We start from the raw sequence: 21947 nt of genomic DNA, 5'->3' as shown, positions 1-21947 counted from the left end.
GGCCGAACGAACCTGTTCATGCAGCCGGTGCGGGCGGACAATTGCAGCATGACATGGGAAAACTTCGACGGCGCTCCGCTGCTGACGGGAATCATGCCCAAACAGCACCCGGAGGTTCTCCAGACCGCAGCCTCCCTGGCAGCCCGGTTGTCGGCGCCATTGGTCTGCGCGTACGTGGACGAAGCCAGCTACCTGGTGGAATGGGACCCGGCCCGCTCCGCCCACCGGCTTTCCCTGCACCCGGACGCAGATGACGACATGCTGGCGCTGACAACGGAGTTGAAGGCACAGGTCCAGGCTGCGGCGGACAAGGTGCCTTCCGACGGCGGGCCCCTGCAGTGGTCCTTCCGCACCCTTTCAGGCGATCCCGCACGGGCGCTGGCGCAACTGGCCGCCGAACTGGATGCCCCGGTCATCATCGTGGGCACCTCCGAGCGCGGCTTCACGCACCGGCTCTCGGAGGCACTCAACGGATCGGTCGGGCAGTGGCTAAGCCACCACCAAAGCCGCCCCGTGCTTGTGGTTCCATACCGGATGCCGGCCCACGAGGACAGGCCATGAGCGGCGCATACCGGGGAAAATACGCCTGGAAATGGCGGGCTTAAAGTAAAGCGAAAGTACTTATTCGTGGTGCTGGCGCGCTGCCCGTACCTGCCAGTAAGCTGATTCAAGCAAGGCCGATCCACACGAGTGGAAGCCGGATTTGCCCAAAAGCTGCTCCGGAGTGCGTATCCCCCAATAACGCACTCCGGAGCTTTTTTTGTGCCCGGGATACTGTCCCACTGACGGGTGGGAAGAGTTCCCGGATACCCCTAGGGGGTACTTGCGCTCATACCCCCAAGGGGTATAGGTTGGCTTCATGAACGCTATCGAAGAAGCCGTTGCGGCGGTAGCAGCCGCACCACCGGCCGCGGAGTCCGGCGTTGCAGCCCAACACGGTTACGCAGCCCAGCACGGTTACACGGAAAACAAGGACGCGTACCTTCGCCGGCTGAAGCGCATCGAGGGGCAGGTCCGGGGCATTGCCCGGATGGTGGACGAGGACAAGTACTGCATCGACATCCTCACCCAGGTTGCCGCCGTCACCAAGGCCCTGCACGCCGTCAGCCTGGGGCTGGTTGAGGAACACATCGGCCACTGCGTGGTGGGTGCAGCCTCCGAGCCGGACCCGGCAGCACGCGCTGAAGCCATAGATGCCAAAGTCAAGGAAGCCGCCGACGCCATCGGCCGACTGCTTCGCTGACACCCACCAACACACCCGGAACCCGGCCACCGCCGGCCCAACTGAAGGAGCAAGCCATGAGCACCACCTCCCCCACCACCACTACCATCAGCGTCTCCGGCATGACCTGCGGGCACTGTGTGTCGGCCGTCAGTGAAGAACTTGAAGCCCTCGAAGGCGTTGAAGAGGTCACCGTCGACCTGAACGCCGGCGGGGTCTCCACCGTGACCATCACCTCAAGCAAGGAACTCCCACCCTCCGACATCGGGGAGGCCGTCGCTGAGGCGGGCTACCTGGTGGTTGCCAACGAGGCCTAGAAACCCCTACACCGCGGAAAGCTGACATGAGCCACCAGGAACTGCTCCACCCACCGGGTACCCGGATCGTCGAACTGGACATCGAGGGGATGACCTGCGCGTCCTGCGTCAACCGGGTGGAGAAGAAGCTCGGCAAGCTCGACGGTGTGGCGGCCACCGTCAACCTGCCGCTGGAGTCGGCCTACGTGACGGTCCCCGAGGGCATCACCGACGAACAGCTCACGTCAACGGTCGAGGCAGCCGGGTACAAGGCGAGGGTCCGCCACCGCAGCACTACTGGTGCGGGGGCGCGGCCGGTGGACCCGTCTGCTGAGGTCCACGCTTCGAGTCTCCGCCCGCGCCTGGCCGCCGCTGCGGTGCTGACAGTCCCGGTGTTTTTGGTCAGCATGGTTCCGGCGTTCCAGTTCCCGCACTGGGGCTGGGTGGCAGCGGTCCTGGCGCTGCCGGTGGTCACGTGGGCGGCGTGGCCCTTCCACCAGGCCGCAGCAGTCAATGCCCGCCATCTCGCCTCCACCATGGACACCCTGGTGTCGCTCGGCGTGGCCGCCGCCTACCTCTTCTCCGCCTGGCAGCTGCTGGCGGACCCGCGCATGACGGAGCATCCCGGCATGGAAGGCATGTCCGGCGGCCTGTACTTCGAGGTGGCCGCGGTGGTCACCACCTTCCTTCTCCTGGGCCGGTACCTGGAGGCCAATGCCAAGCAAAAGGCCGGCGACGCCCTCCAGGCCCTGCTGAACCTGGGCGCCAAGGACGCCACCGTCCTGCGCGGCGGCCGGGAAGAGAAAATTCCCGCGGACGGTCTGCAGGTGGGCGACGTCCTGGTGGTAAGGCCGGGTGAAAAGATCGCCACCGACGGTGTGGTGGTGGACGGCGCCTCCGCGGTGGACGCCTCCCTGGTCACGGGTGAGTCCGTCCCCGTCGAGGTGGGGCCGGACAGCCGCGTTACGGGTGCCACCATCAACACCTCCGGCCGCCTGCTGGTCAGGGCAACCCGGGTCGGCTCCGAAACCACACTGGCCCAGATGGCGCGCCTGGTGTCGCAGGCCCAGACCGGCAAGGCCCCCATCGCGCGGCTCGCCGACCGCATCAGCGCCGTCTTCGTACCGGTGGTCCTGGCCATCGCCGCCCTGACGTTCGTGCTCTGGCTCCTCGTCGCCGGCCCGGGCGCCGACGGCAGCCACCTGCGGCAGGCGTTCACGGCCGCCGTCGCAGTGCTGGTGATCGCCTGTCCCTGCGCGCTGGGCCTGGCCACTCCGGTGGGCCTGCTGACCGGAACCGGACGCGGCGCACAGCTGGGCATCCTGATCAAGGGCCCCCAGGTCCTGGAGGACACCCGCACCGTGGACACCATCCTGCTGGACAAGACGGGGACGGTCACCACCGGCGCCCTGGCCGTGGATGCCACGGCCGCGTTCCCCGGCTTCCAGGACCGGGATGTCCTCCGGCTGGCCGGAGCCGTTGAGGCCGCCAGCGAGCACCCGGTTGCGCACGCCATTGCGGCAGCAGCAGTTTCCGCCGCACGCCTGGCGCCCGCAGGGGACGACGGCGGCACCTCGCCTTCAGTGCACCTGCCGCCAGTCCAGGGGTTCAGTTCCGCCCCGGGTGGCGGAGTGTCGGGCACCGTCGAAGGCAGCCACGTGATGGCCGGGCGGAGCAGCTGGCTGGAGCAGAACGGCATTGCCCTGGACGGCGGCCAGCAGGCGCAGTTGGCTGCTGCAGAGGAAGGCGGCGCCACGGCCATCTGCGTGGCAGTGGATGGCACGCCCGCCGGCATCATCAGCCTCAGGGACAGCGTCAAGGAAGGGTCCGCCGCAGCGGTCGCCCGGCTTAAGGCGCTGGGCCTGCGGCCCATCCTGCTGACCGGCGACAACGCCGCCGTCGCCGCCCAGGTGGCTGCCGCCGTCGGCATCGCCGCGGATGACGTCCATGCAGGCGTCCTGCCGGAAGGGAAGGTGGCAGCAGTCCGGGAGCTCCAGGCGGACGGGGCCACGGTGGCCATGGCCGGGGACGGCGTCAATGATGCCGCGGCGCTTGCGCAGGCGGATCTCGGGATTGCGATGGGCTCCGGGACCGATGTGGCCATCGAAGCCGCGGACCTGACGGTGATGGGGAACGACCTCGCCCAGGTGGCCCAGGCCATCGAACTGTCCCGGAAGACCCTGGGCACCATCAAGACCAACCTGTTCTGGGCGTTCTTCTACAACGCCGTGGGGATCCCGGTGGCCGCCCTGGGGCTGCTCAACCCCATGATCGCAGGAGCTGCCATGGCTGCCAGCTCGGTGCTGGTGGTGGCCAACTCTCTGCGGCTGCGCAGCTTCGGAAAGTAGCAGCGCGGGCTCAGGCCGCGCCGTAACGGACCGCGGCGCGCGCCCTGGCCTTGGCCGCTTCGGCCTCCCGGTCCTTCGGCGGCGCCTGCGTCACCAGGGAATCCAGCAGGTGCTGCGTGATGTGGGCTATCTGGTGCACGGCCTCATCAAAGGCCTCCTGGTTGGCCTTGGACGGTTTGGTGCTGCCGCTGACTTTGCGGACATACTGCAGCGCCGCCGCGTGCACTTCCTCGGAGGTGGCGTGCGGCTCAAAGTTGTGAAGGGTTCGGATATTCCGGCACATACCGCCATGCTAGGCTCTTCCAACGCCTGGGATCGACCCCTTTTCATGGTCCCTACCCGGCGTCCATGGGGAGCCCGGCATGGGCAGGGCTGCCCATCGACACTGTTTTGGGGGCCGGGATAGGTTTGAGGCAATGGATCTTCCGGATGAGCCGGGGGGCCACTGGGGAGCCGATCTGGTTCGGATCCACGACCTAACAAGGAGAAACTGATGGCTATTTGGGGTGCAGACGTTGAGCAGCTTCGCCAGCTCGGCAGCAAGCTTCAGGCAGGGGCGTCCGAGATCGAGACGCAGAAGTCCACTCTCACCAAGGTCCTGAGCGGCACTGACTGGAAGGGCCCGGACGCTGATAAGTTCCGCCAGGAGTGGTCCGGAACCCACACCACCATGCTTACCAAGGTTGCCGAGGCGCTGAAGGAAGCCGGCGCGCAGGCCAAGCGCAACGCCGAGCAGCAGAGCCAGGCATCGAACTAGGCTTATCGCCGCATTCCGGCAAGGGGCAGGGACACCAGGTGGTGTCCCTGCCCTTTTGTGTTGGCGTGCGACGCCGGTGCCCGGCTTACGGGACCTGCGCTCCTAAGGGACAGGCTCGACGTCGTTCGCGTGCTCAAGCGGTGACGCCGGCACCTGGGCGCCCTTTCCGCCGTCGTAAGGAGCAATGGTGGCGGGGGAACGCAGCTCGTCGAGCCTTACCAGGATGACCCCGCCGACGATCAGCACCCCGCCCAGGAGTTGGATGGTGCCCGGCAGTTCCCCAAGCAGCAGCCACGCCCAGACCACGGCGAAGAGGACCTCGGTGAGCGACACGAAGGACGCCACCTTGGAACCGAGGGCCCGGGCCGCCATGACGCCCGAGACGTACGCCAGCACGGTGGCCAGCACCACCAGCCCGGCAAGCGGCACCCACCACGGCGTAAGCCATGGGCCCAGGGTGGTGTCCGCAGTGCTGAAGGCCATGGGCAGCAGGCCCGTGGCGGCAGCGAGCCACATGGCGGCCGCACCCACCAGCAGGCCGCCGGAAGCCAGCACGATGGGCGGCAGCGTGTCATTTTCCTTTGCCGTGATGAAGAAGTAGATGGCCAGGCAGACCGCGGCAGCCATGCCCCACAGCACCCCCACCAGGTCAACCTTCACGGCTCCGGTGAGGTCAAGGACCAGTACCAGCCCGGCCAGCGACAGCAGCGTCCCGCCGGCCGTGAGGACGCGCGGGCGGCGTCGGCTGGCGGCCCAGAGCCACAGGACGATGATCACCGGGGCCAGGTACTCCAGCAGGAGCGCGACGCCCACGGAGAGCAGGGCCACTGCGTTGAAGTAGAACAACTGGCATGCCGCCACCCCGATGAGTCCGAACAGCATGATGGTGAGCCAGTTGTCCTTCAACTGGCCCCAGCGGCCCCTAAGCGCCCACGCCGCGGGCAGGGCAAGGATCAGGGCAGCTCCCGTCAGGCGGGCAGTCACGGCCGCCCCTGGGGACCAGCCGGTTTCCAGCAGCGACTTGGCGAAGGATCCGGACAGGCCAAAGACGGCGGAGGAGAACAGCGCGACGCCGAGCCCGGAGGCCTGGAAGCCGGGACGCCTGGGGGACAGTTCCGGGGTGGGGGTGTGGTTTTGGGCGGCAGGCACCGTTGCCTCCTGTCAGGAGTAAAGTGGGGTAATGCTCATGACACTACGCTCAGGCGCTGTAAGGAGTCAACATGGTTTTCGCCCCTGACACTGAAGTGGCGCTGCGGACGGTGGTGAACCTCATCAACACGGCCGCGAACGGCAGGGAAGGCCTGGCCTCCGTTGCGGACCTGGACAGCTTCCTGGCCGCGGAGGGTTTTTCCGGCTCCCGGACCCGGGACGCTGCGGAATTGGAAAGCGTGCGGCAGTTGCGCCGTGAACTGTCCGCGGTATGGACGGCCGGTGAGGACGCCGCCGTGGAAACCGTCAACCGGCTGCTGCGGGACGCCAACGCGCTGCCGCAGCTGATGAAGCACGACGGATGGGACTGGCACCTTCATGCCACGGCGCCCGAGGCACCCCTTGCCGACCGGATGAGCACCGAAGCGGCCATGGCCCTGGCTGATGTGATCCGCAGCAAGGAGATGGACAGGCTGCGGATGTGTGAGTCAGAGGACTGCGATGCCGCCGTGCTGGACCTGAGCCGCAACCGGTCCAAGAGGTACTGCGATACCGGCAACTGTGCCAACCGTGCGCATGTTGCTGCTTACCGGGCCCGCCAGGCTGCTGCGGGGTAGGGATTTTCCCGCGCTTTGTCCGGCTGCCGCCGGTAACGGCTAGCGCTGGGGAGTTTCGTCAGTGCCATCGCCGGATGCCGGCGGGTTCTGGTTGCCGGGAGCTCCGAAGCCATGGCTTGGCCCCGCGTGCGGGGATCCTTTGGGCGCCGAACTCAGGTTCACCCCTGATCCCTTGCCCAGGTGTTCGGCGTTCTCCTTGTAGCTCATGGACAGCATTGCGGCGATCACCAGGGTGGCGATGAAGGCGATGCCGGCTGCGGTGAACGCGAGGTCGAACCGGGGTGCACGTGCGCTTCCACCGGAGGCGAAGATCAACACTGCCACGAAGGCGACGACGGCCCAGAATGCCGAAAACATCAGCGGCCCCTTCACCGAGGTCCGCAGCTTGCGCGGTTTTCCTTGATGCTGGTCAGCCACGGTGGTTCCTCCCTGCGGGCGGCGCACGGCCGGCCCGGTTTACGAATTGCGGTGTCGCACCGAATTTTCTACAGAAAGTAGAAGGGCGCTCCCCCTAGTTTACGGCTTCCCTGCGCCGGCACGGGCATCGTGCCGCAGCGTCAGGCCGGAAAGCACCCACAGGACGCCGGAAATAATGGCGCCTCCACCGGCCACGCCCAGCAGGGCATGGGCACCGAGACTGATGAAGAACGGCAGGAGCACCGCGGTTCCAATCCCGATGACGCCGGAGGCAATCCAGTCGCGGGCAAGAACATGGCGGCCCCTGTGCTGCAGGCCGCAGGCAAGCTCCAGGATGCCGGCTGCGCCCAGGCCCAGGGCTGCGATCACCCCGAACAACAGGTCACTGTGCAGGAGGAGCACGGCAAAGCCTGCGCCGGCCAGGACCGCGCCGGCGGCGGACAGCAGCTTGCCGGCCGCCGAGTTCTGCGCGAATCCGGCTGCGGGGACGGTCCGCAGGGAAACCACACCGGCGGCCAGGAGGTAGAGTCCCCCGGCCCAGCCCATGACCTCCACAGACGGTGACGTCCAGAAGACCGTCACGGCGCCAAACACCAGGGCAGCGGCCGCACGGAGCAGGACCGGCTTCCAGAGGTCGTGGCGGGCGGTGGTTCCGGGAGCAGCACCGGCGGGGGTGGATGGTTGTGTCACCGGTCCAGTTTAGTGGGGGCAGCTGGAAGGTCTAACCGGGCCGCGTCAGGCAGAGCCCAGCACCATCCAGCGGTCGGACCGGGCACGCAGGCCCAGCGTCACGGCGCGCGCCGCCATATACCCCAGCGCGAAGGCAACCCAAAGCCATGCGAGCCCGGTGGTGCCGGTGGCACCGGACCAGGCAACCGCTGCCAGCAGCGGCACGTAGACAGCAAGGTTCACCAGCCCCGCCAGCGCGAGGTACCGCGCGTCCCCTGCGCCGATCAGCACACCGTCCAGGACAAAGACATAGCCGGCGATCGGCTGCCCGGCCGCCAGGATCCAGAGGGCAGCGGTGAGTGCCTGCTGCACCTGGGGGTCCGTGGTGAACAGAGCCCCGGCCCAGGGGGCTGCCGCTGCCAGCAGCAGGCCCGTCACCACGCCGAACCCCGCGCCCCAGCGGATCATCGTTCCGGTCAGCAGCCGGGCCCTGGCGGCATGGGACGCGCCGAGCTCCTTGCCAATGAGCGCCTGCGCCGCGATCGCCAGGGCATCCAGCGCGAACGCCAGGAAGGAAAAAATGGTCATGGCCAGCTGGTGGGCGGCAAGGTTGACCTCCCCCTGGGCCGTCACCACCAGCACCGTGGCCAGGATTGCGGCCCGGAGGCTGAGCGTGCGCAGCATCAGCCAGGATCCAACCCGCGTCATGCTGCGGATGCCGCGCCAGCTGGGGAGCAGGCTCACGCCCTGCCGCACTGCGCTGCGCCGCACCATCACCACATAGACAGCCGCCATGGCCCACTGGGCTAGGCTGGTGCCCACCGCGGAACCAGCCACAGACATGCCCAGCCCGTACACAAGCCACAGGTTCAGGACAATATTGACCCCGAAACCGGCCGTGGCCACCACCAGCGGGGTGCGGGTGTCCTGCAGTCCGCGGAGCACACCGGTGCCGGCGAAGATCAAGAGCATTGCCACCAGGCCCGGCATGGACCAGCGGAAGTAATCGACCGCAAAGGTCCGGACGCTGCCCTGGGCCCCCATCAGGTCAATCAGCGGTTCGGCCGCCGCGAAGCCTGCCACGGCGAGGACCACGCCGAGGAGCAATGCCAGCCACACGCCGTCGCGCCCTGCCGCAAGGGCCTTGCCCAACTGCCCGTCACCAATGGCGCGGGCCACGGCGGGCGTGGTGGAGTAGGCCAGGAAGACCATGAGTCCGACGGCAGTCTGGAGCACCGCAGATGCCAGCCCCACTCCCGCGAGCTGCGCAACACCAAGATGTCCCACAATGGCGGAGTCCGCCAGCAGGAAGAGGGGCTCAGCCACCAGCGCGCCAAAGGCAGGGACAGCTAGGCGGAGTATCTCCCGGGCATGGCCTTGGCGGCCGGCCACGGCGGAGGGGGCGGGTTGTTGGGGCACGCTGCCAGCTTAACCGCGGCCGCCGACAACACCCTCCGGAGATGAGAAAGCCCACAGTCCCCCAAAGAATAGTTGACACTTCAACCATTGGTCGGCAAGAGTGGTATCCATGAACCAGTTACGACTCACCACCACCGCCCTCACCGCCCTGCGCATCGTCCTTGGCTTCCTCTTCGCAGCCCACGGATGGCAGAAGTTCAACGAATGGACCATCGCCGGCACCCAGGCATCCTTCGCCAAAATGGGGGTTCCGGCAGCCGGGCTCGTGGCACCCGCCGTCGCCGTCCTGGAACTGGCGGGCGGCGTTGCCCTGATCCTGGGGATCCTCACCCGATTGGTGGCCGCCCTCCTCGCCCTGGACATGCTGGGCGCCCTTTTCCTGGTGCACGCTCCCGCCGGCATCTTTGCCGCAAACGGCGGCTACGAATTCGTCCTGCTCCTGGCCGCCGCGGCATTCGCGCTGGCGCTCACGGGCGCCGGCCGACTTTCCCTGGACCGCGCGCTCTTCGGGCGAAGCAACTCGCGGCTGGCCGCCCTCGCCTAGGATCACTTGTCCCACCGGGTGCGACGGCGGCAGGTCACCTTGGGTGACCGGCCGCCGTCGGGCTTTAATCGCGGCACTCCCGCCGGGAAGTTTGTTTCAGGCCCAACCGGCCGGTAACCGTGGCCCTCAGTAAGATCGCAGCATGACTGAGACCGGCCGCGCCAACTCCGTGACCCTCCGCTTCCTCGCTGCCCCCACCGACGTGGGGCACAGCGGCTCCGTGGACGCAGGCACGGTGCTTGAGTGGGTGGACAAAGCCGCCTATGCCGCGGCAGTGGGATGGGCCAAGTCCTACTGCGTCACCGCGTACGTGGGAAACATCCACTTCGCCGATCCCGTCAACAGCGGCGACATGGTGGAGGTGGAAGCGACCATCGTCTACACCGGCCGGTCCTCAATGCACATCCATACCGTGGTTTCCTCGGGTGACCCCAAAGGCGGCCCTGCCACCATGCGCAGCCAGTGCATGGTGATCTTCGTTGCGGTCGGCCCGGACGGCAAGCCCATCCCGGTGCAGCAGTTCGAACCCCAAACCCCAGCCGAGATCGAGCAACGGGACCACGCGCTGGCCAGGATCAAGGTCCGCGAGCAGATCGTGGAAGCCATGAACCGGCAGGAATATACCGACGCCGGTACGGCCGAGCGGGTGACGCTGCGGTTCATGGCCGCCCCCACGGACGTGAACTGGGGCGGCAAGGTCCACGGCGGCATTGTCATGAAGTGGATCGACGAGGCCGCTTACGTGTGCGCTTCCCGTTACTGCGGCAGGGATACCGTGGCTGTCTTCTCCGGCGGCGTGCGCTTCTACCGGCCGCTGCTGATTGGCCATGTTGTGGAGGTTGAGGCCCGGCTGGTTTACACCGGGACCAAGGGAATGCACATCGCCGTCCATGTCCGTTCGGGCGATCCGAAAGGCCGTGAACTGGCCCTCACCACATACTGCCTCACCGTGATGGTGGCGCGCGACGACGAGGGCAACTCCGTGCCCGTCCCCGCCTGGGTGCCGGTCAGCGAGGAGGACAAGCGGCTCCACGCCCACGCCCGCGAACTCCTGGAGATCCGGGGAACAGCGCCCGGCAACCGCCTGCCGAACCACCTGCTGGCCGCCGCAGGGCCTGCCGGCGGCGGAACCAGCGCCCGCCGGGATACTTAGAAGCCGCCGCCACCGGTATCGCCGGCCATGTTGGCGAAGCGGGAGTAGTGGCCCTGGAAGGCCACCACAATGTCCTTGGTGGGACCGTTACGGTGTTTGGCCACCAGGATGTCCGCTTCTCCGGCACGGGGTGATTCCTTGTCGTAGACGTCCTCGCGGTGAAGCAGGATCACCATGTCCGCGTCCTGCTCGATGGAGCCGGACTCGCGGAGGTCGGACACCATGGGCCGCTTGTCCTGCCGCTGTTCCGATCCACGGTTCAGCTGGGACAGCGCGATCACGGGGACCTGGAGTTCCTTGGCCAGGAGCTTGAGCGCACGCGAAAACTCGGAGACTTCCTGCTGGCGGGACTCCACCTTCTTTCCCGAGCTCATGAGCTGCAGGTAGTCCAGGATGACCAGCTTGAGGTCGTGCTGCTGCTTCAGGCGGCGGCATTTGGCCCGGATTTCCATCAGGGACATGTTGGGGCTGTCATCAATAAACAGCGGTGCATCATTCATCCGGCCCATGGTGGTGGCGATCTTGGACCACTGTTCGTCTTTGATGGTGCCCTTGCGGAGGTCCTGGAGACCAATGGTGGCCTCGGCAGACAGCAGGCGCATGGCGATCTCATTCCGGCCCATTTCCAGCGAAAACATGACGGTGGCGAGGTTGTTCTTGATGGCTGCGGAACGGGCGAAGTCCAGTGCGAACGTCGACTTACCGACGGCCGGGCGGGCGGCGATGACGATCATCTGCCCCGGGTGGAGCCCGTGGGTCAGCTCGTCGAGCTCATAGAAGCCGGTGGGCACACCCGTCATGCCCTCTCCGCGGTGGCCGGACGCCTCGATTTCGTCCACCGTGGACTCCATCACGTCCTTCAGTACCACGTAGTCCTCCGCGGTGCGGCGCTCCGCTACCGCGTAAACCTCCGCCTGCGCCTGGTTGACCAGGTCCTCCACCTCGCCGTCCGACCCGTACCCCAGCTGGACGATCTTGGTTCCGGCGTTCACCAGCCGGCGGAGCACTGCCCGTTCGGCCACGATCTCGGCGTAGTAGCCCGCGTTGGCTGCCGTGGGAACGGTCTGGATCAGTTCGTGCAGGTAGGCAGGGCCGCCGATCCTGTTGATCTCGGCGCGCTTGGTCAGCTCATCGGAGACGGTGACGGCATCGGCGGGCTCCCCCCGGCCGTAGAGGTCAATGATGGCCTCGTAGATGGTCTCGTGCGCGGGACGGTAGAAATCCTGCCCGCGGAGGATCTCAACGACATCCGCGATGGCATCCTTGGACAGCATCATGCCGCCCAGGACCGACTGTTCGGCCGCGATGTCCTGGGGAGGTTTCCGGCTGGCGTCCGATCCACGGGTTGTCTCGACAGGGTCCAGATGCGCGATTGACAAAGCTGCCGTCCTCAATTTATGCCCGGCCTGGCGGCCCGGCGATCCATCCTGTTCGCGGCACCCGGTAACCGGCTCCGCCACCTGCCCAGGTCTACCCGCTGGCCCTGACAATCAAGCGCCGGCGGCTCCGGATGCCCGGCTCCGCGGGAGTTATCCCCACTATCCACAGCTTTTCCACAGAGACCTGCAGGAGGCCGTGCGCCGGGCTGAAAACCGGTGCAGGCATACCCTGTTTTGACCGCGGAGAACAGGTACCCCGCTACGCTAACCGCCCTGGCGCCTGCCGCAAAGCCAGCATGCCGCAGGGGCTGTGGATAACCTGTGCAGTACGGGGCATACCTTGTGCACAGTCTGTGGGGAACACTGTGGATATCAAAGTTTTTTGTCGCCGCTTCCGCCTCTGACCTGCGGAAACACTTGGGACAGCATGTGGAGTAAATATTTCTTCCAAGGAATTTCATCCACAGGCCATTGTTGGCACCACTCGCGGAAAGCGGAGGTAAGGCCGGGCCGGGAGCACTTCGATCGGCGCTGTGGCACTACTCATATTCCCGTCAGGGAGTTTGACCCACACCAGCGGGGCGCTGTATGCGGAGCAGTGAATATGCTGTGGATAACCACGATCTGGATTAAGCTCTAGGTATGGGCGATCTACTGCTGGTGCTGTTGCCTGCGATAGTTTTGGTGGCGCTCATCTGGGGCATTGCCACAGCCCTGCGGCCGCGTGGTGCGGGCACCTCTGAAGCCGAAAAATACCAGCACGAACTTGCCGTGCGGTCTGCCCGGCATTACGCAGCCCAGGTCGAGGCGGCCACCGCCGCCCGCGCCCGGCTGGAGGCGGCTACCCACCCAAGCCAAAACAGGCAGCAGCACATCCAACAGCAGGAACACGGCTGGGCGGATGACCAGCAAAGCAATCGCACCTGGCGAGGGCCAGGAAGTACATAGAACGGCTCGTGAAAATGGAATCGCTTGTGGTCCCGGTCCTTATCCTGCTCGCCGTGGTTGCGGGAGTCACCGTGGCCTACCGCGCGGCCACCAGGCGGAGGGCCGCACATACCGCCTCCCAGTCCCAGCCCGCTGCCACTCCGCAGGAGCTGGCCCGGGCTGCGGCAGACCGGCTGTCGGAAGACGAACACCGGCGGCTTTATGCCCTGATTGCCCAGGGCCAGGCCATGGCTGCCATCAAGCTCTACTACGAAATCACGGGCGACGGGCTTCGGGCCTCCCGTGACGCCGTCGGGGCCCTGGCGGCCCATCCCCAGCCCTACCGGAGCCCCGAGTCGGCGCAGGCACCCGAGGCCGACGACGACGAGCCCCAGCGGTTTCCTTACCGCTACCGGGCGATCGCCAGCAAGGGCGACGTCACCCGCGAAGTGAGCAGCAACATGCTCAACGACGAGATCTATGGCAGGATCCGCACCCTTGCCCGCAGTGGCGACACCGAAGCGGCAGCCACTGCACTGTCCAAGCATTCTGATATCTCCATGAAGCAGGCCCGCGAGTTCATTGCGCTGCTGGACGACTGACACCTGCCAATTGAAACGGCTGTACGGCCGGGCTCCCATTCCTGCGAATGGGTCCCGGCCGTACTTGTCCTGTATGCCTTGCCTGGCTCAGGATGAAGATGGGCTGGCTGCCGCCCGCCTACCCGGCACCGCCGGTGGAATCGTAGTAGTGCCAGTACCGGCTTGTGGCATTCACGTCAGCGAGCACCAGCAGGCCGCTGTTGGCCGTGCCCCGCGCAACACTGTTGACGTTCTGCTTGGTCGACGTGACGTTGTGGACGTACTGGTCGGCGTCAACGATCCGGGCCGTCTTGGTGGTGCTGAAGCTGATGTTGTCCAGCGACGTGGATTTCTCGTAGATGGCCCCGCCGGAACTCGTGCATACCCCGGCATTCGTTGTGCCACCCGGCTTCGGATAGGTAGCGAAGGTACGCAGCTTGCGCGCTGCCTCGTCGATCATGACGATCACCCTGTTCGGGCACTCAGACACTGTCGCGATCGTGTATGCAGACCATGTCGACGTAGACGTATTCAGTGCCAGCAACTGGATCAGCGGCTGGGACGCCGAGGTGTACGAGGTTTTGATTGCGGCAAAAACCTTGTCTGTTGAGGCATCCAGCCACTTCAGGTTCATGTGGTCGTCGCCGCTCCGCTGCCCCTTCACCGCCGCCACAGGAGTGGTCCAGGTGGTCTTCGACGCTCCGTCGACGTGGTAGCTCCAGTACATGCCGTCAGTGGAGTCCCCCACCTGCCTGCTCCACATCACACCGATCTTGTTCCCGCTGAACGCGATGACCGCCGAGTTATCGTCCACGGACACATTGCTCAACGACGCCGGATGGGCAAACGGGGTGCCCCACGTGGCGCCGTCCGTGCCGGTGACGTTCATATAGATCCGATTGCCCTGCTGCCACGTGGCCCACACCCGGCCGGTTGAGTCCTTATCAATGGAGATGGTTTCAGTTTTTTGGTTGTTGATTTGGCTGGATCCCAGGCTCGTGTACGACTTGGTGCTCGAGTTGTAGCTGTACCGCCGCATAGTCGTGGGGAAGTTCGGTTCGGACGGCAGGCCGTCATTGACGAACCGGAAGCTCGCGACATACAGGGTCTTCCCGTCCCACAACACGTCATGGTGGGTGTTCGCCCGGGACTCCGTCACCACACCTGTGCTCGTCCACGAACTTGTCGAGGCATTGAACCGGAAGATGCGGAAAGTGGAACTGCCGGCGTCCCAAAGGTTCCCCCACCAGGTCCCGTCGTTGAACCACAGCGAATTCGTCTGCCGTTTGGTCCCGGTGGGCGTTGCCGTCCCGGAGTGGGACGGGCCCTGGACGCCTACATCACCGGTAGCGGCGGAGGCGGCCAACGGCGCCACCAGACCACCAAGCACAAGCAGCAGCGCCGTCAGCAGTGCGGGAAACGCCAGTCGGCGTTGACGCATGCGGCGGCCCTCGGGACCGGCAGGTCCCCATCTAAGAAAGGGCCGGGAAGCCCCGGCACCCCGATCATGCTCGTCCACGTTGGATATTGGATGGTCTCTCAACTTCACTCCCCGGTGTTGAATTATCAGTCAACCCCCAGATTGCTCAGTGTTGGCGGTGGAAGGATCAATAGCAATCCCCGGAACGCCCCCTAAAACCCGCGGCCCGGGTCCCCTAACCCCGAAACCACGGGGTCCGGCACCGGGGGCGGCCGCCCGTGTGTCAGCGGTTCCCGGAAATCCCGGCCAGCAGCTGCTCGAAGGGAAGGGACTCCAGCGGGGCGGGCTTCCGGCCCGGTTGGGGCCCCTGCAGCAGAGTGGTGAATTCACCGGCTGCGCGGTCGATGCGGTCCGCCAGTGACCCCCCGCCCTCTTCAGCTGTTCCCCAGTCCTGGGGTCCGGCAAAGACGCCGGTTGCAGCCATGCGCGTGCGGAGGTAGCTGAACAGTGGCCGCAGCGCGTAGTCCAAGACCATCTGGTGCCGGTCCGTGCCGCCGGTGGCGCCCAGCAGGACCGCCTTGCCGTCCAGCGACTTCGGGTCGAGAACATCGATAAAGGATTTGAAAAGGCCGCTGAAGGAGGCGCTGAAGACCGGTGTCACGGCGATGATGCCGTCCGAGGCCTCCACCCCGGCTATGACCTCGGCCAGGCGTGGTGCGGCATAGCCGGTGACGAAGTTGTTGGCGATGTCCACGGCAAGGTCGCGGAGTTCGACGACGTCCACCTCCACCTCGTAGCCGCCGGCCCTGAGCTGGCGCTCGGCGGCAGCAGCCAGCTGGTCAGCCAGCAGCCGGCTGGAGGAAGGTACGCCAAGCCCTGCGGAAAGGACGGTGATACGGCGGGTTTCCATGGCATTCTCCTGGTAATCGTTCACTTCAGCATACATGCGTTTGCATCTATACCTGTGAACTGCCGCCGGCAGCGAAGTATTCCCGGACGTGAACCCGGGCCGCTGCGTCAGAGCAGGACGCTTCCCTGGATGCAGGTGGCGGAGTCCCCGCCCACCCAGATGTCCCCGGCATCGGCAGTGATGTGGATGCGTCCGGCGCGCCCCAGGACGGTCCCCTGCGAAGCCACATATTCCTCCGGCGCCCTGCCGCTTCCAATGAGCCATTGGGCGGCGCCTGCATTGAAGCTGCCGGTGACCGGGTCTTCGGCCATGGCGTCGCCGGGCAGGAATGTGCGGACCTCAAAGTCGGCGTCTGCACCCGGCTCGTGCGGCCCGATAACGCCGATCTTCAGGTCGCCCATCGCCGCCTGGTCCGGATTCAGGGCCAGCACCTGGGCCGCAGAAGGCAGCAGGACACCGATCCATTCCGGACCATTCACCAGCCAGGACGCGTCAACGATGTCGGCAGCGGACACCCGCAACGCCGCGGCCAGTTGACGGCGGATACCCGCATCCACAGGCCCGAAGCGTGTCAGCGGCGGTGCCGCGAAAGCCAGCCTCCCGCCGTCGCGCTTTATCCGGACCAGGCCCGCAGCGCACTCCTGCACCACGTGGCCGTCAGACCGCGGCACTCCCCCGGCCTGCAGCCACGTATGGGCCGAGCCAAGGGTCGGGTGGCCTGCGAACGGAAACTCTTCGCTGCCGGTAAAGATCCGGACCCGGTAATCGGCGCGGGGATCTTCGGGAGGCAGGAGAAACGTGGTTTCCGAGAGATTGGTCCAGTTGGCGAAGTGTTGCATTGTTGCCGTGTCCAGCCCTTGGGCATCAAGTACGACGGCGAGCGGGTTGCCGCGGTAGGCCTGGCTGGCGAAAACATCCACCTGATGGAAGGGGCGGCTGCGTGGTGTCGGGTTCACCGGAGCAGGCTACCACCGGAAAACGAAAGACCCCCGCCGCCGGAGTCCGGCGACGGGGGTCTTCCGATGCAGTTGAGGACTACTTTCCTGCAACCACGTCGAGTTCGATCACAGCAGCAACGTCAGCGTGGAGGCGGACGTTGGCCTGGTAGGAACCAACCGACTTGATGTGGGCAGGCAGTTCAACCTTGCGCTTGTCGATCTTGCCGAGGCCGGCGGCCTCAACAGCGTCGGCGACGTCGCCCTGCTTGACGGTGCCGAACAGGCGGCCGGACTCGCCGGCCTTGACGACCAGCTTGACCGGCTTCGCGGACAGTGCAGCGGCCTGCTTCTGAGCATCTTCCAGGGAAGCGTGCTCGCGGGCAGCGCGGGCAGCCTTGATGGACTCAACCTGCTTCTCGCCACCCTTCGACCAGGTCAGGGCAAAGTTGCGGGGCAGGAGGTAGTTACGTGCGTAACCGTCCTTGACCTCGACAACATCGCCAGCAGCACCGAGACCGGTTACTTCGTGGGTCAGAATGAGCTTTGCCATGTTAGTTAATCCCTTCCTTAGCCGCGGCCAGCGCCGGAGTAAGGCAGCAGAGCAACTTCGCGGGCGTTCTTGATTGCCTGGGCGATCTTGCGCTGTTCCTGCACCGTAACGCCGGTGACGCGACGGGCGCGGATCTTTCCGCGGTCGGAGATGAACTTGCGCAGCAATGCTACGTCCTTGTAGTCGATGACAGTGATGTCAGCGGCCTTCAAGGGGTTGGACTTTGGTTTGGGCTTACGGAGTTCAGCCTTAGCCATCGTGGAGCTCCTATTCTAGGGAGCCCGTGGATATTGATCCACGGGATGGTGGTGGTCCGACGGCGGCAGTTCCCTGGGTGCCTTTCGGCTCCCTGGGAGGCCCCGCGCCGGACCGTTGTTTGGGTTTTAGAAGGGAGGTTCGGAATCGGGGCCGTTGCCCCAGCCGCCTGCGTTGGACACGCCGGGCGTAGCCCAGGGATCGTCCTGTGCAGCCTGCTGGTTGCCGCCGCCCCAGCCTCCGCCGGCGTTGGCGCCCTGGCTTCCACCAGAGTTGCCGCCGCCGAAGCCACCGCCGCTGTTGCCGCCGCCAAAGCCGCCCCCACCCTGTCCGCCGGAGCGCTGGGTACGGTTAACCTTGGCGTTGGCGTAGCGCAGGCTCGGGCCGATCTCGTCGACCTCAAGCTCGATAACGGTGCGCTTTTCGCCTTCTTTTGTTTCGTAGGAACGGCTCTTCAGGCGGCCGGTCACGATGACGCGCATCCCCTTGGTCAGGGATTCGGCAACGTTCTCGGCTGCTTCACGCCAGACAGCGGCGCGGAGGAACAGGGTTTCCCCGTCCTTCCACTCGTTGGACTGGCGATCAAAGGTGCGGGGGGTGGAAGCGATGGTGAAGTTCGCTACTGCCGAACCGGACGGTGTGAACCGCAATTCCGGGTCATTGGTGAGATTACCGATGACCGTAATGGTGGTCTCGCCTGCCATCTACTGCCTCCTTGTTCGATCCTGGGTGAAGAGTGCGTGTCCTGCGGGGTAAAGAATGAAGACGTGGTGCTGAATTACTCAGCAACAACCTTCTGCTCTTCGGGGCGGGTGATCTTGGTGCGCATGATGGTCTCGTTAAGAGACAGCTGGCGGTCAAGTTCCTTGGCGGTTTCCGGCTTGGCGGTGAAGTTCACCACGGCGTAGATACCTTCGGACTTCTTCTTGATTTCGTAAGCCAGACGGCGACGGCCCCAGATGTCAACCTTTTCGATGGTTCCACCATCGTTGGTGATGACGTTCAGGAACTTCTGAAGCGACGGCTCAACGGTACGCTCTTCGACCTCGGGGTCGATGATTACCATCAATTCGTAAGGACGCATATGTGAACCCACCTCCTTTGGGCTAAGCGGTTACGGCATTTCCGTAACAGGAGGTTCATTTGCGATTCCGTGCAATGCCTTGCCCCGGAACGGAGGCAGGACGCAGCACAGACTTCAATATCCTAGTGCATTTGGACCCGATAGGCGATTCGCGCTTGACTCAAGGCTAGTGCCGTGGTGCGCAGCCCAGGCAGCGGCGCGGCACGCTATGTGGAAAAACCGGGGCTGCTATCCACCCCGCCGCTGAAGCCCCTATTATCTGACACATGCGTCGACCCGCGATGGCCCTGGGGATGGCGGCACTGTTCCTGTCCGGCTGCTCGGCCAGCTCAGCCCAACCCATGACGGACTCTGCCATGAGCTCTGCCGCGGCAAGGCTGGGCTGGGGCACGCCGATCGCCGGCGACGAGTTCAATTACGCCGGGGCACCGGACGCCGCGAAGTGGTCCGTGTACGACAGTGACGGGCACGCAGGGAACGGCATACGCAGTCCCCGGCAGGTCACGGTGGATGGTTCCAGGATGGTCATTACCGGAACCTCGGATGGCACGACTGCGGGAATGAGTGCCAAGTTTGGCCTCCAGAGGTATGGCCGCTGGGAAGTCCGGGCAGCGGGCTCCGGGGACGATGAATACCATATGGTGTCGATCCTGTGGCCGGACAGCGGGCACTGGCCCTGTGACGGTGAAGTGGACTATGCGGAGACCACTGGTGACTGGAACCGCACCAATTTCTTCCACCACTTCGGATGCTCGAACTCTAAGACCTCTGTTTCCAAGCCCCTGGACGTCACGCAGTTCCACAACTACGCAGTTGACTGGTCCCCCGGCGGCATCATCGGCTACGTCGATGGCGTGAAGTGGTTTGAGGACAGCGACCCCACGCATCAGCCGCCGGGGTCGATGCACCAGACGTTGCAGCTGGACTGGTTTCCGGACGGCACTCCCAACGGTCACGGCGAGATGCGGGTGGACTGGGTTCGCGTCTACGCCCAAGGTACCCCCTCTACCTGACGCACCGAACGGGACAAACCCCCAACGTACTTAACGCCACGCCCGGACGTGCCCCTCCACCCCCAGCCCTGCGAAAAGCGCGCCATTCCCCACGTAGCAGGCGATGCAAAAGGCGAGTACTCACTACCGGTGTTTACCCGGGCGGCCTACCCTACGCTCGATTCTGCCGGCGGAGTTTTACGGCCGGGGGTTTCGAATCCGTCTACGGGCACTGGGTGGATTGGCCCGGGCCGGAGCTGTATTCGGCCGACACCAATCAGACAGGGGAGGACTATGAGCACCAGGCGGGCGAAGGCACTGCACTTCGACATTCACGGCCGCGTCACGATCAGCGTCGACGCAATGGCCCCCACGGCAAGGCAGCTTCAAAGCATGTTGGCGTGTTTCGCCTCCGACACGGAGGATCGGCAGCCCGACATTATTGTTGATGACCGCCCCGAGCCTATGCCGAATGCCGGCTTCGTCGAGCATGAGCTGGCGTACACGGACAACAGTGTGCGCTTCCAGGCTGACCGGGTCCAAGTTGTCAGGGGTGCAGAGCAATGGCGTATTCACGGACCCGGAGAGCTCTTGACCTCCGTGGTACCGGTTCTCGATGCCGCCATGATCTCCCGCGGGGCGGCCATGATCCACGCGGCAACGATGGCCTACCGGGGCCACGCCATCGCGCTGCCCGCGGCCGGCGGGACCGGTAAGACCAGCACCGCCGCCAAGCTGATGCGGCGTGAGGGCTGGTCGTTCATGGGTGACGACTGGGCATTCCTCGCCGAGGACGCAACGCTGCTTGGATACGCGAAGCCCATGTTCATTAAGCCGCATCACCGCGCAATCTACCCGCACCTGTTTGAAGGTGCGCGCAAGCCCCTCGTCCCCTCCCGGTTCTCCGGGAGCATCGGACGCCTCACCACTGTGGTGCACCCGTTCGTTATCCGTTATCCACGCCTGGCCGACTTCTCCCGACGGTGGTCGCCGGAGCACCGCATGGTCACCCCGGAGGCAGCGTTTCCCGGTCGGAAGGTGACCACCTCAGCGCCGCTTGCGGCCGCCATATATGTGGAGCGCTACGAGGGCGCACGGTCACGGGTTGTTGAACGGACCACCGACTGGATGGTGGACCGCATGATCGGCAACTTCCATATCGAGATGGCGAGCTTCTCGCAGCGGGTCGTTACCGGCCTCGCGGCAAGCTCCGTGGTCCCGTGGCGCGAACACTTCGCGGCGAAAGGACTCGTTCTCAGCAAAGCCCTGGACGGACGCCCCTGCCACCTGTTCCAAGTCCCGGCCGCCTACTCCGCGGACGAGGCATCGGACGATATTGTCCGGCACCTGGACGAGCTGCTGCCGTCGATCCTCGACGAGCAGGCCTAAGGGGGATCACGGTGGGCTACAGCACAGCAGACGTCACCGCGGTCGTTCCGGCCCGCAACGCGGAGCAGCTGCTTCCGCGCTGTCTGGAAGCCTTGCGTCAGTCCGGTGTCGCGGAAATCATCGTGGTGGACGGGTTGTCCACCGACCGCACGGTCGAAATTGCCCGCGCTGCCGGCGCCCGGATCCTTAGTGACGAGGGCCGCGGCCTGCCCTGGGCCCGCACGCTTGGCGTCCAGAACAGCACCACCCGGTGGGTCCTGCTGGTGGATGCCGACGTCGTGTTCGGAGCCACCGGCGTCGCAGACCTGCTCATTGAGTTGGTGGAGGACGGATATGACGCCCTCCAGGCAGGCCTTGAAAGCGTCGCAGGACCCGGCTACTGGGGCCAGGCGCTGGCACATCACCATCGCACCGGGCGCAGCCGCAACTGGTTCGGACTCGTCGCCACGCTCGTAGACCGGGACCTGATGTTGGGCCTCGGTTTCGACGACGCATTCAAGTCGGGCGAGGACATCGAACTGCGGTGGCGGATGCGCCAGTCAGGGATGAAGACCGGGGTGTCGCAGCGGGTCATGGTCGAACACCGGTTTGCCGCCGACGACTTCGACTTCGCGCTTGACCAGTTCCTCATGGATGGTACGGGACTGGGCCGGATGGTCCGGAAGCACGGCTGGGGCGGCGCACGATTGGCGCTCCTGCCCGCCGCCGCCGCCGTTCGGGGAAGCGCTTTGAGCCTCGCCTCCGGCCAGCCTAAATGGCTTCGCTATTACATCGCCTTCTGCTGGTACAACTACGCGGGTATGGCGAGGGGTTTAGGTCGTGACGGCTGAACGGGAGATCGCTCCAACGGAGGCCCCACCCGTCGTCCGGCATTCCCCCCTGCGCAGCTCGCTTGGACTCGTCCTGGCCAAGGCTGCGCAGACGGGCACGG

The 21947-nt window shown here is 65.5% G+C and carries 26 protein-coding genes; 13 read left to right on the top strand and 13 right to left on the bottom strand.

All coding sequences use genetic code 11. From position 1 onward, the window contains the following. Positions 1-48: 48 nt before the first annotated feature. The 4 genes from ACV095_RS00225 to ACV095_RS00210 all read left to right on the top strand — a co-directional run bounded on the left by ACV095_RS00225 (position 49) and on the right by ACV095_RS00210 (position 3866). Entirely contained in the window at positions 49-561 is a 513-nt protein-coding gene (locus tag ACV095_RS00225; RefSeq protein ID WP_026265853.1) for a universal stress protein, read from the top strand. Positions 562-859: 298 nt separating this feature from the next. Next, entirely contained in the window at positions 860-1243 is a 384-nt protein-coding gene (locus ACV095_RS00220; protein ID WP_018769816.1) for a metal-sensitive transcriptional regulator, read from the top strand. A gap of 56 nt (positions 1244-1299) precedes the next feature. Beyond that, positions 1300-1539, top strand: a complete 240-nt coding sequence (locus ACV095_RS00215; protein ID WP_018769817.1) for a heavy-metal-associated domain-containing protein — start codon at positions 1300-1302, stop codon at positions 1537-1539. Positions 1540-1565: 26 nt separating this feature from the next. Beyond that, complete coding sequence (locus tag ACV095_RS00210; protein WP_134164869.1) at positions 1566-3866, top strand: heavy metal translocating P-type ATPase; 2301 nt, start codon at positions 1566-1568, stop codon at positions 3864-3866. 10 nt (positions 3867-3876) lie between these two features. Here ACV095_RS00210 and ACV095_RS00205 read toward each other — a convergent pair whose 3' ends face one another. Next, positions 3877-4149: a DUF2277 domain-containing protein gene (locus ACV095_RS00205; RefSeq protein WP_018769819.1), complete on the bottom strand. Its 273-nt coding sequence runs from the start codon at positions 4147-4149 to the stop codon at positions 3877-3879. A gap of 210 nt (positions 4150-4359) precedes the next feature. On the opposite strand from ACV095_RS00205, the gene ACV095_RS00200 reads away from it, so the two are divergent. Further along, the gene (locus ACV095_RS00200; RefSeq protein ID WP_018769820.1) at positions 4360-4623 is read left to right on the top strand and encodes a WXG100 family type VII secretion target; all 264 of its coding nucleotides are present in this window, start codon (positions 4360-4362) and stop codon (positions 4621-4623) included. Between the two features lie 102 nt (positions 4624-4725). Here ACV095_RS00200 and ACV095_RS00195 read toward each other — a convergent pair whose 3' ends face one another. After that, positions 4726-5772, bottom strand: coding sequence for an EamA family transporter (locus tag ACV095_RS00195; protein ID WP_478222649.1), 1047 nt, complete (start codon positions 5770-5772; stop codon positions 4726-4728). Positions 5773-5843: 71 nt separating this feature from the next. Here ACV095_RS00195 and ACV095_RS00190 point away from each other — a divergent pair, with 71 nt between their 5' ends. After that, positions 5844-6389: a CGNR zinc finger domain-containing protein gene (locus tag ACV095_RS00190; protein ID WP_478222648.1), complete on the top strand. Its 546-nt coding sequence runs from the start codon at positions 5844-5846 to the stop codon at positions 6387-6389. 39 nt (positions 6390-6428) lie between these two features. Here ACV095_RS00190 and ACV095_RS00185 read toward each other — a convergent pair whose 3' ends face one another. The 3 genes from ACV095_RS00185 to ACV095_RS00175 all read right to left on the bottom strand — a co-directional run bounded on the left by ACV095_RS00185 (position 6429) and on the right by ACV095_RS00175 (position 8867). Beyond that, on the bottom strand, positions 6429-6806 hold the full coding sequence (locus tag ACV095_RS00185; RefSeq protein ID WP_018769823.1) for a hypothetical protein: 378 nt from the start codon (positions 6804-6806) through the stop codon (positions 6429-6431). Positions 6807-6905: 99 nt separating this feature from the next. Next, a complete protein-coding gene (locus ACV095_RS00180; RefSeq protein ID WP_018769824.1) occupies positions 6906-7496 on the bottom strand; it encodes a hypothetical protein in 591 nt (196 codons plus the stop codon). Positions 7497-7541: 45 nt separating this feature from the next. Further along, the gene (locus ACV095_RS00175) at positions 7542-8867 is read right to left on the bottom strand and encodes an MATE family efflux transporter (RefSeq protein WP_144601185.1); all 1326 of its coding nucleotides are present in this window, start codon (positions 8865-8867) and stop codon (positions 7542-7544) included. Positions 8868-9003: 136 nt separating this feature from the next. Here ACV095_RS00175 and ACV095_RS00170 point away from each other — a divergent pair, with 136 nt between their 5' ends. Together ACV095_RS00170 and ACV095_RS00165 are read left to right on the top strand one after the other, a co-directional pair. After that, the gene (locus tag ACV095_RS00170; RefSeq protein ID WP_478222647.1) at positions 9004-9438 is read left to right on the top strand and encodes a DoxX family protein; all 435 of its coding nucleotides are present in this window, start codon (positions 9004-9006) and stop codon (positions 9436-9438) included. Positions 9439-9580: 142 nt separating this feature from the next. After that, a complete protein-coding gene (locus ACV095_RS00165) occupies positions 9581-10591 on the top strand; it encodes an acyl-CoA thioesterase (RefSeq protein ID WP_478222646.1) in 1011 nt (336 codons plus the stop codon). On the opposite strand, the gene dnaB is transcribed toward ACV095_RS00165, so the two are convergent. Further along, positions 10588-11970 (bottom strand): replicative DNA helicase, encoded by a 1383-nt coding sequence (dnaB, locus tag ACV095_RS00160; RefSeq protein WP_134164865.1) that lies wholly within the window; start codon positions 11968-11970, stop codon positions 10588-10590. The two genes, ACV095_RS00165 and dnaB, sit on opposite strands and share 4 nt — an antisense overlap. 642 nt (positions 11971-12612) lie before the next feature. Between dnaB and ACV095_RS00155 the strand changes: the two genes are divergently transcribed. Beyond that, positions 12613-12918, top strand: coding sequence for a hypothetical protein (locus ACV095_RS00155; protein WP_018769829.1), 306 nt, complete (start codon positions 12613-12615; stop codon positions 12916-12918). A 14-nt stretch (positions 12919-12932) separates the two neighbouring features. After that, positions 12933-13499, top strand: a complete 567-nt coding sequence (locus tag ACV095_RS00150) for a hypothetical protein (protein WP_018769830.1) — start codon at positions 12933-12935, stop codon at positions 13497-13499. A gap of 118 nt (positions 13500-13617) precedes the next feature. Here ACV095_RS00150 and ACV095_RS00145 read toward each other — a convergent pair whose 3' ends face one another. From ACV095_RS00145 to rpsF, 7 genes are all read right to left on the bottom strand, one after another. Further along, positions 13618-14919, bottom strand: a complete 1302-nt coding sequence (locus ACV095_RS00145; protein WP_478222645.1) for a hypothetical protein — start codon at positions 14917-14919, stop codon at positions 13618-13620. A 262-nt stretch (positions 14920-15181) separates the two neighbouring features. Then, entirely contained in the window at positions 15182-15808 is a 627-nt protein-coding gene (locus ACV095_RS00140) for an FMN reductase (RefSeq protein WP_018769832.1), read from the bottom strand. 107 nt (positions 15809-15915) lie between these two features. Then, on the bottom strand, positions 15916-16764 hold the full coding sequence (locus ACV095_RS00135) for a PhzF family phenazine biosynthesis protein (protein ID WP_134164864.1): 849 nt from the start codon (positions 16762-16764) through the stop codon (positions 15916-15918). Between the two features lie 79 nt (positions 16765-16843). Continuing rightward, positions 16844-17296: a 50S ribosomal protein L9 gene (rplI, locus tag ACV095_RS00130; RefSeq protein WP_018769834.1), complete on the bottom strand. Its 453-nt coding sequence runs from the start codon at positions 17294-17296 to the stop codon at positions 16844-16846. A gap of 17 nt (positions 17297-17313) precedes the next feature. Continuing rightward, complete coding sequence (gene rpsR / locus ACV095_RS00125; protein WP_003800144.1) at positions 17314-17553, bottom strand: 30S ribosomal protein S18; 240 nt, start codon at positions 17551-17553, stop codon at positions 17314-17316. A 126-nt stretch (positions 17554-17679) separates the two neighbouring features. Next, on the bottom strand, positions 17680-18255 hold the full coding sequence (locus ACV095_RS00120) for a single-stranded DNA-binding protein (protein ID WP_018769835.1): 576 nt from the start codon (positions 18253-18255) through the stop codon (positions 17680-17682). A 74-nt stretch (positions 18256-18329) separates the two neighbouring features. After that, on the bottom strand, positions 18330-18635 hold the full coding sequence (rpsF, locus tag ACV095_RS00115) for a 30S ribosomal protein S6 (protein WP_013602900.1): 306 nt from the start codon (positions 18633-18635) through the stop codon (positions 18330-18332). Between the two features lie 266 nt (positions 18636-18901). Between rpsF and ACV095_RS00110 the strand changes: the two genes are divergently transcribed. The 3 genes from ACV095_RS00110 (at position 18902) to ACV095_RS00100 (ending at position 21846) form a co-directional block, all read left to right on the top strand. Further along, positions 18902-19648 (top strand): glycoside hydrolase family 16 protein, encoded by a 747-nt coding sequence (locus tag ACV095_RS00110; RefSeq protein ID WP_026265856.1) that lies wholly within the window; start codon positions 18902-18904, stop codon positions 19646-19648. A gap of 273 nt (positions 19649-19921) precedes the next feature. Beyond that, the gene (locus ACV095_RS00105) at positions 19922-21016 is read left to right on the top strand and encodes a hypothetical protein (RefSeq protein WP_018769838.1); all 1095 of its coding nucleotides are present in this window, start codon (positions 19922-19924) and stop codon (positions 21014-21016) included. Between the two features lie 11 nt (positions 21017-21027). Continuing rightward, positions 21028-21846, top strand: coding sequence for a glycosyltransferase family 2 protein (locus tag ACV095_RS00100; protein WP_018769839.1), 819 nt, complete (start codon positions 21028-21030; stop codon positions 21844-21846). The last annotated feature ends 101 nt before the right edge of the window (positions 21847-21947 follow it).

This window comes from Arthrobacter sp. JDC6 (genome assembly GCF_056484025.1).
This window is presented reverse-complemented; position numbering and strand designations above follow the sequence as displayed.

What these genes read in the sequence shown, in the direction of transcription:
- ACV095_RS00220 (WP_018769816.1), top strand. Translation starts at nt 860, where the DNA reads ATGAACGCTATCGAAGAAGCCGTTGCGGCGGTAGCAGCCGCACCACCG.
- ACV095_RS00120 (WP_018769835.1), bottom strand. Translation starts at nt 18,255, where the DNA reads ATGGCAGGCGAGACCACCATTACGGTCATCGGTAATCTCACCAATGAC.
- ACV095_RS00105 (WP_018769838.1), top strand. Translation starts at nt 19,922, where the DNA reads ATGAGCACCAGGCGGGCGAAGGCACTGCACTTCGACATTCACGGCCGC.
- ACV095_RS00140 (WP_018769832.1), bottom strand. Translation starts at nt 15,808, where the DNA reads ATGGAAACCCGCCGTATCACCGTCCTTTCCGCAGGGCTTGGCGTACCT.
- ACV095_RS00205 (WP_018769819.1), bottom strand. Translation starts at nt 4,149, where the DNA reads ATGTGCCGGAATATCCGAACCCTTCACAACTTTGAGCCGCACGCCACC.
- ACV095_RS00190 (WP_478222648.1), top strand. Translation starts at nt 5,844, where the DNA reads ATGGTTTTCGCCCCTGACACTGAAGTGGCGCTGCGGACGGTGGTGAAC.
- ACV095_RS00200 (WP_018769820.1), top strand. Translation starts at nt 4,360, where the DNA reads ATGGCTATTTGGGGTGCAGACGTTGAGCAGCTTCGCCAGCTCGGCAGC.
- ACV095_RS00110 (WP_026265856.1), top strand. Translation starts at nt 18,902, where the DNA reads ATGCGTCGACCCGCGATGGCCCTGGGGATGGCGGCACTGTTCCTGTCC.
- ACV095_RS00225 (WP_026265853.1), top strand. Translation starts at nt 49, where the DNA reads ATGACATGGGAAAACTTCGACGGCGCTCCGCTGCTGACGGGAATCATG.
- ACV095_RS00145 (WP_478222645.1), bottom strand. Translation starts at nt 14,919, where the DNA reads ATGCGTCAACGCCGACTGGCGTTTCCCGCACTGCTGACGGCGCTGCTG.
- rpsR (WP_003800144.1), bottom strand. Translation starts at nt 17,553, where the DNA reads ATGGCTAAGGCTGAACTCCGTAAGCCCAAACCAAAGTCCAACCCCTTG.
- rplI (WP_018769834.1), bottom strand. Translation starts at nt 17,296, where the DNA reads ATGGCAAAGCTCATTCTGACCCACGAAGTAACCGGTCTCGGTGCTGCT.
- ACV095_RS00170 (WP_478222647.1), top strand. Translation starts at nt 9,004, where the DNA reads ATGAACCAGTTACGACTCACCACCACCGCCCTCACCGCCCTGCGCATC.
- ACV095_RS00210 (WP_134164869.1), top strand. Translation starts at nt 1,566, where the DNA reads ATGAGCCACCAGGAACTGCTCCACCCACCGGGTACCCGGATCGTCGAA.
- ACV095_RS00165 (WP_478222646.1), top strand. Translation starts at nt 9,581, where the DNA reads ATGACTGAGACCGGCCGCGCCAACTCCGTGACCCTCCGCTTCCTCGCT.
- ACV095_RS00215 (WP_018769817.1), top strand. Translation starts at nt 1,300, where the DNA reads ATGAGCACCACCTCCCCCACCACCACTACCATCAGCGTCTCCGGCATG.
- rpsF (WP_013602900.1), bottom strand. Translation starts at nt 18,635, where the DNA reads ATGCGTCCTTACGAATTGATGGTAATCATCGACCCCGAGGTCGAAGAG.
- ACV095_RS00150 (WP_018769830.1), top strand. Translation starts at nt 12,933, where the DNA reads ATGGAATCGCTTGTGGTCCCGGTCCTTATCCTGCTCGCCGTGGTTGCG.
- ACV095_RS00155 (WP_018769829.1), top strand. Translation starts at nt 12,613, where the DNA reads ATGGGCGATCTACTGCTGGTGCTGTTGCCTGCGATAGTTTTGGTGGCG.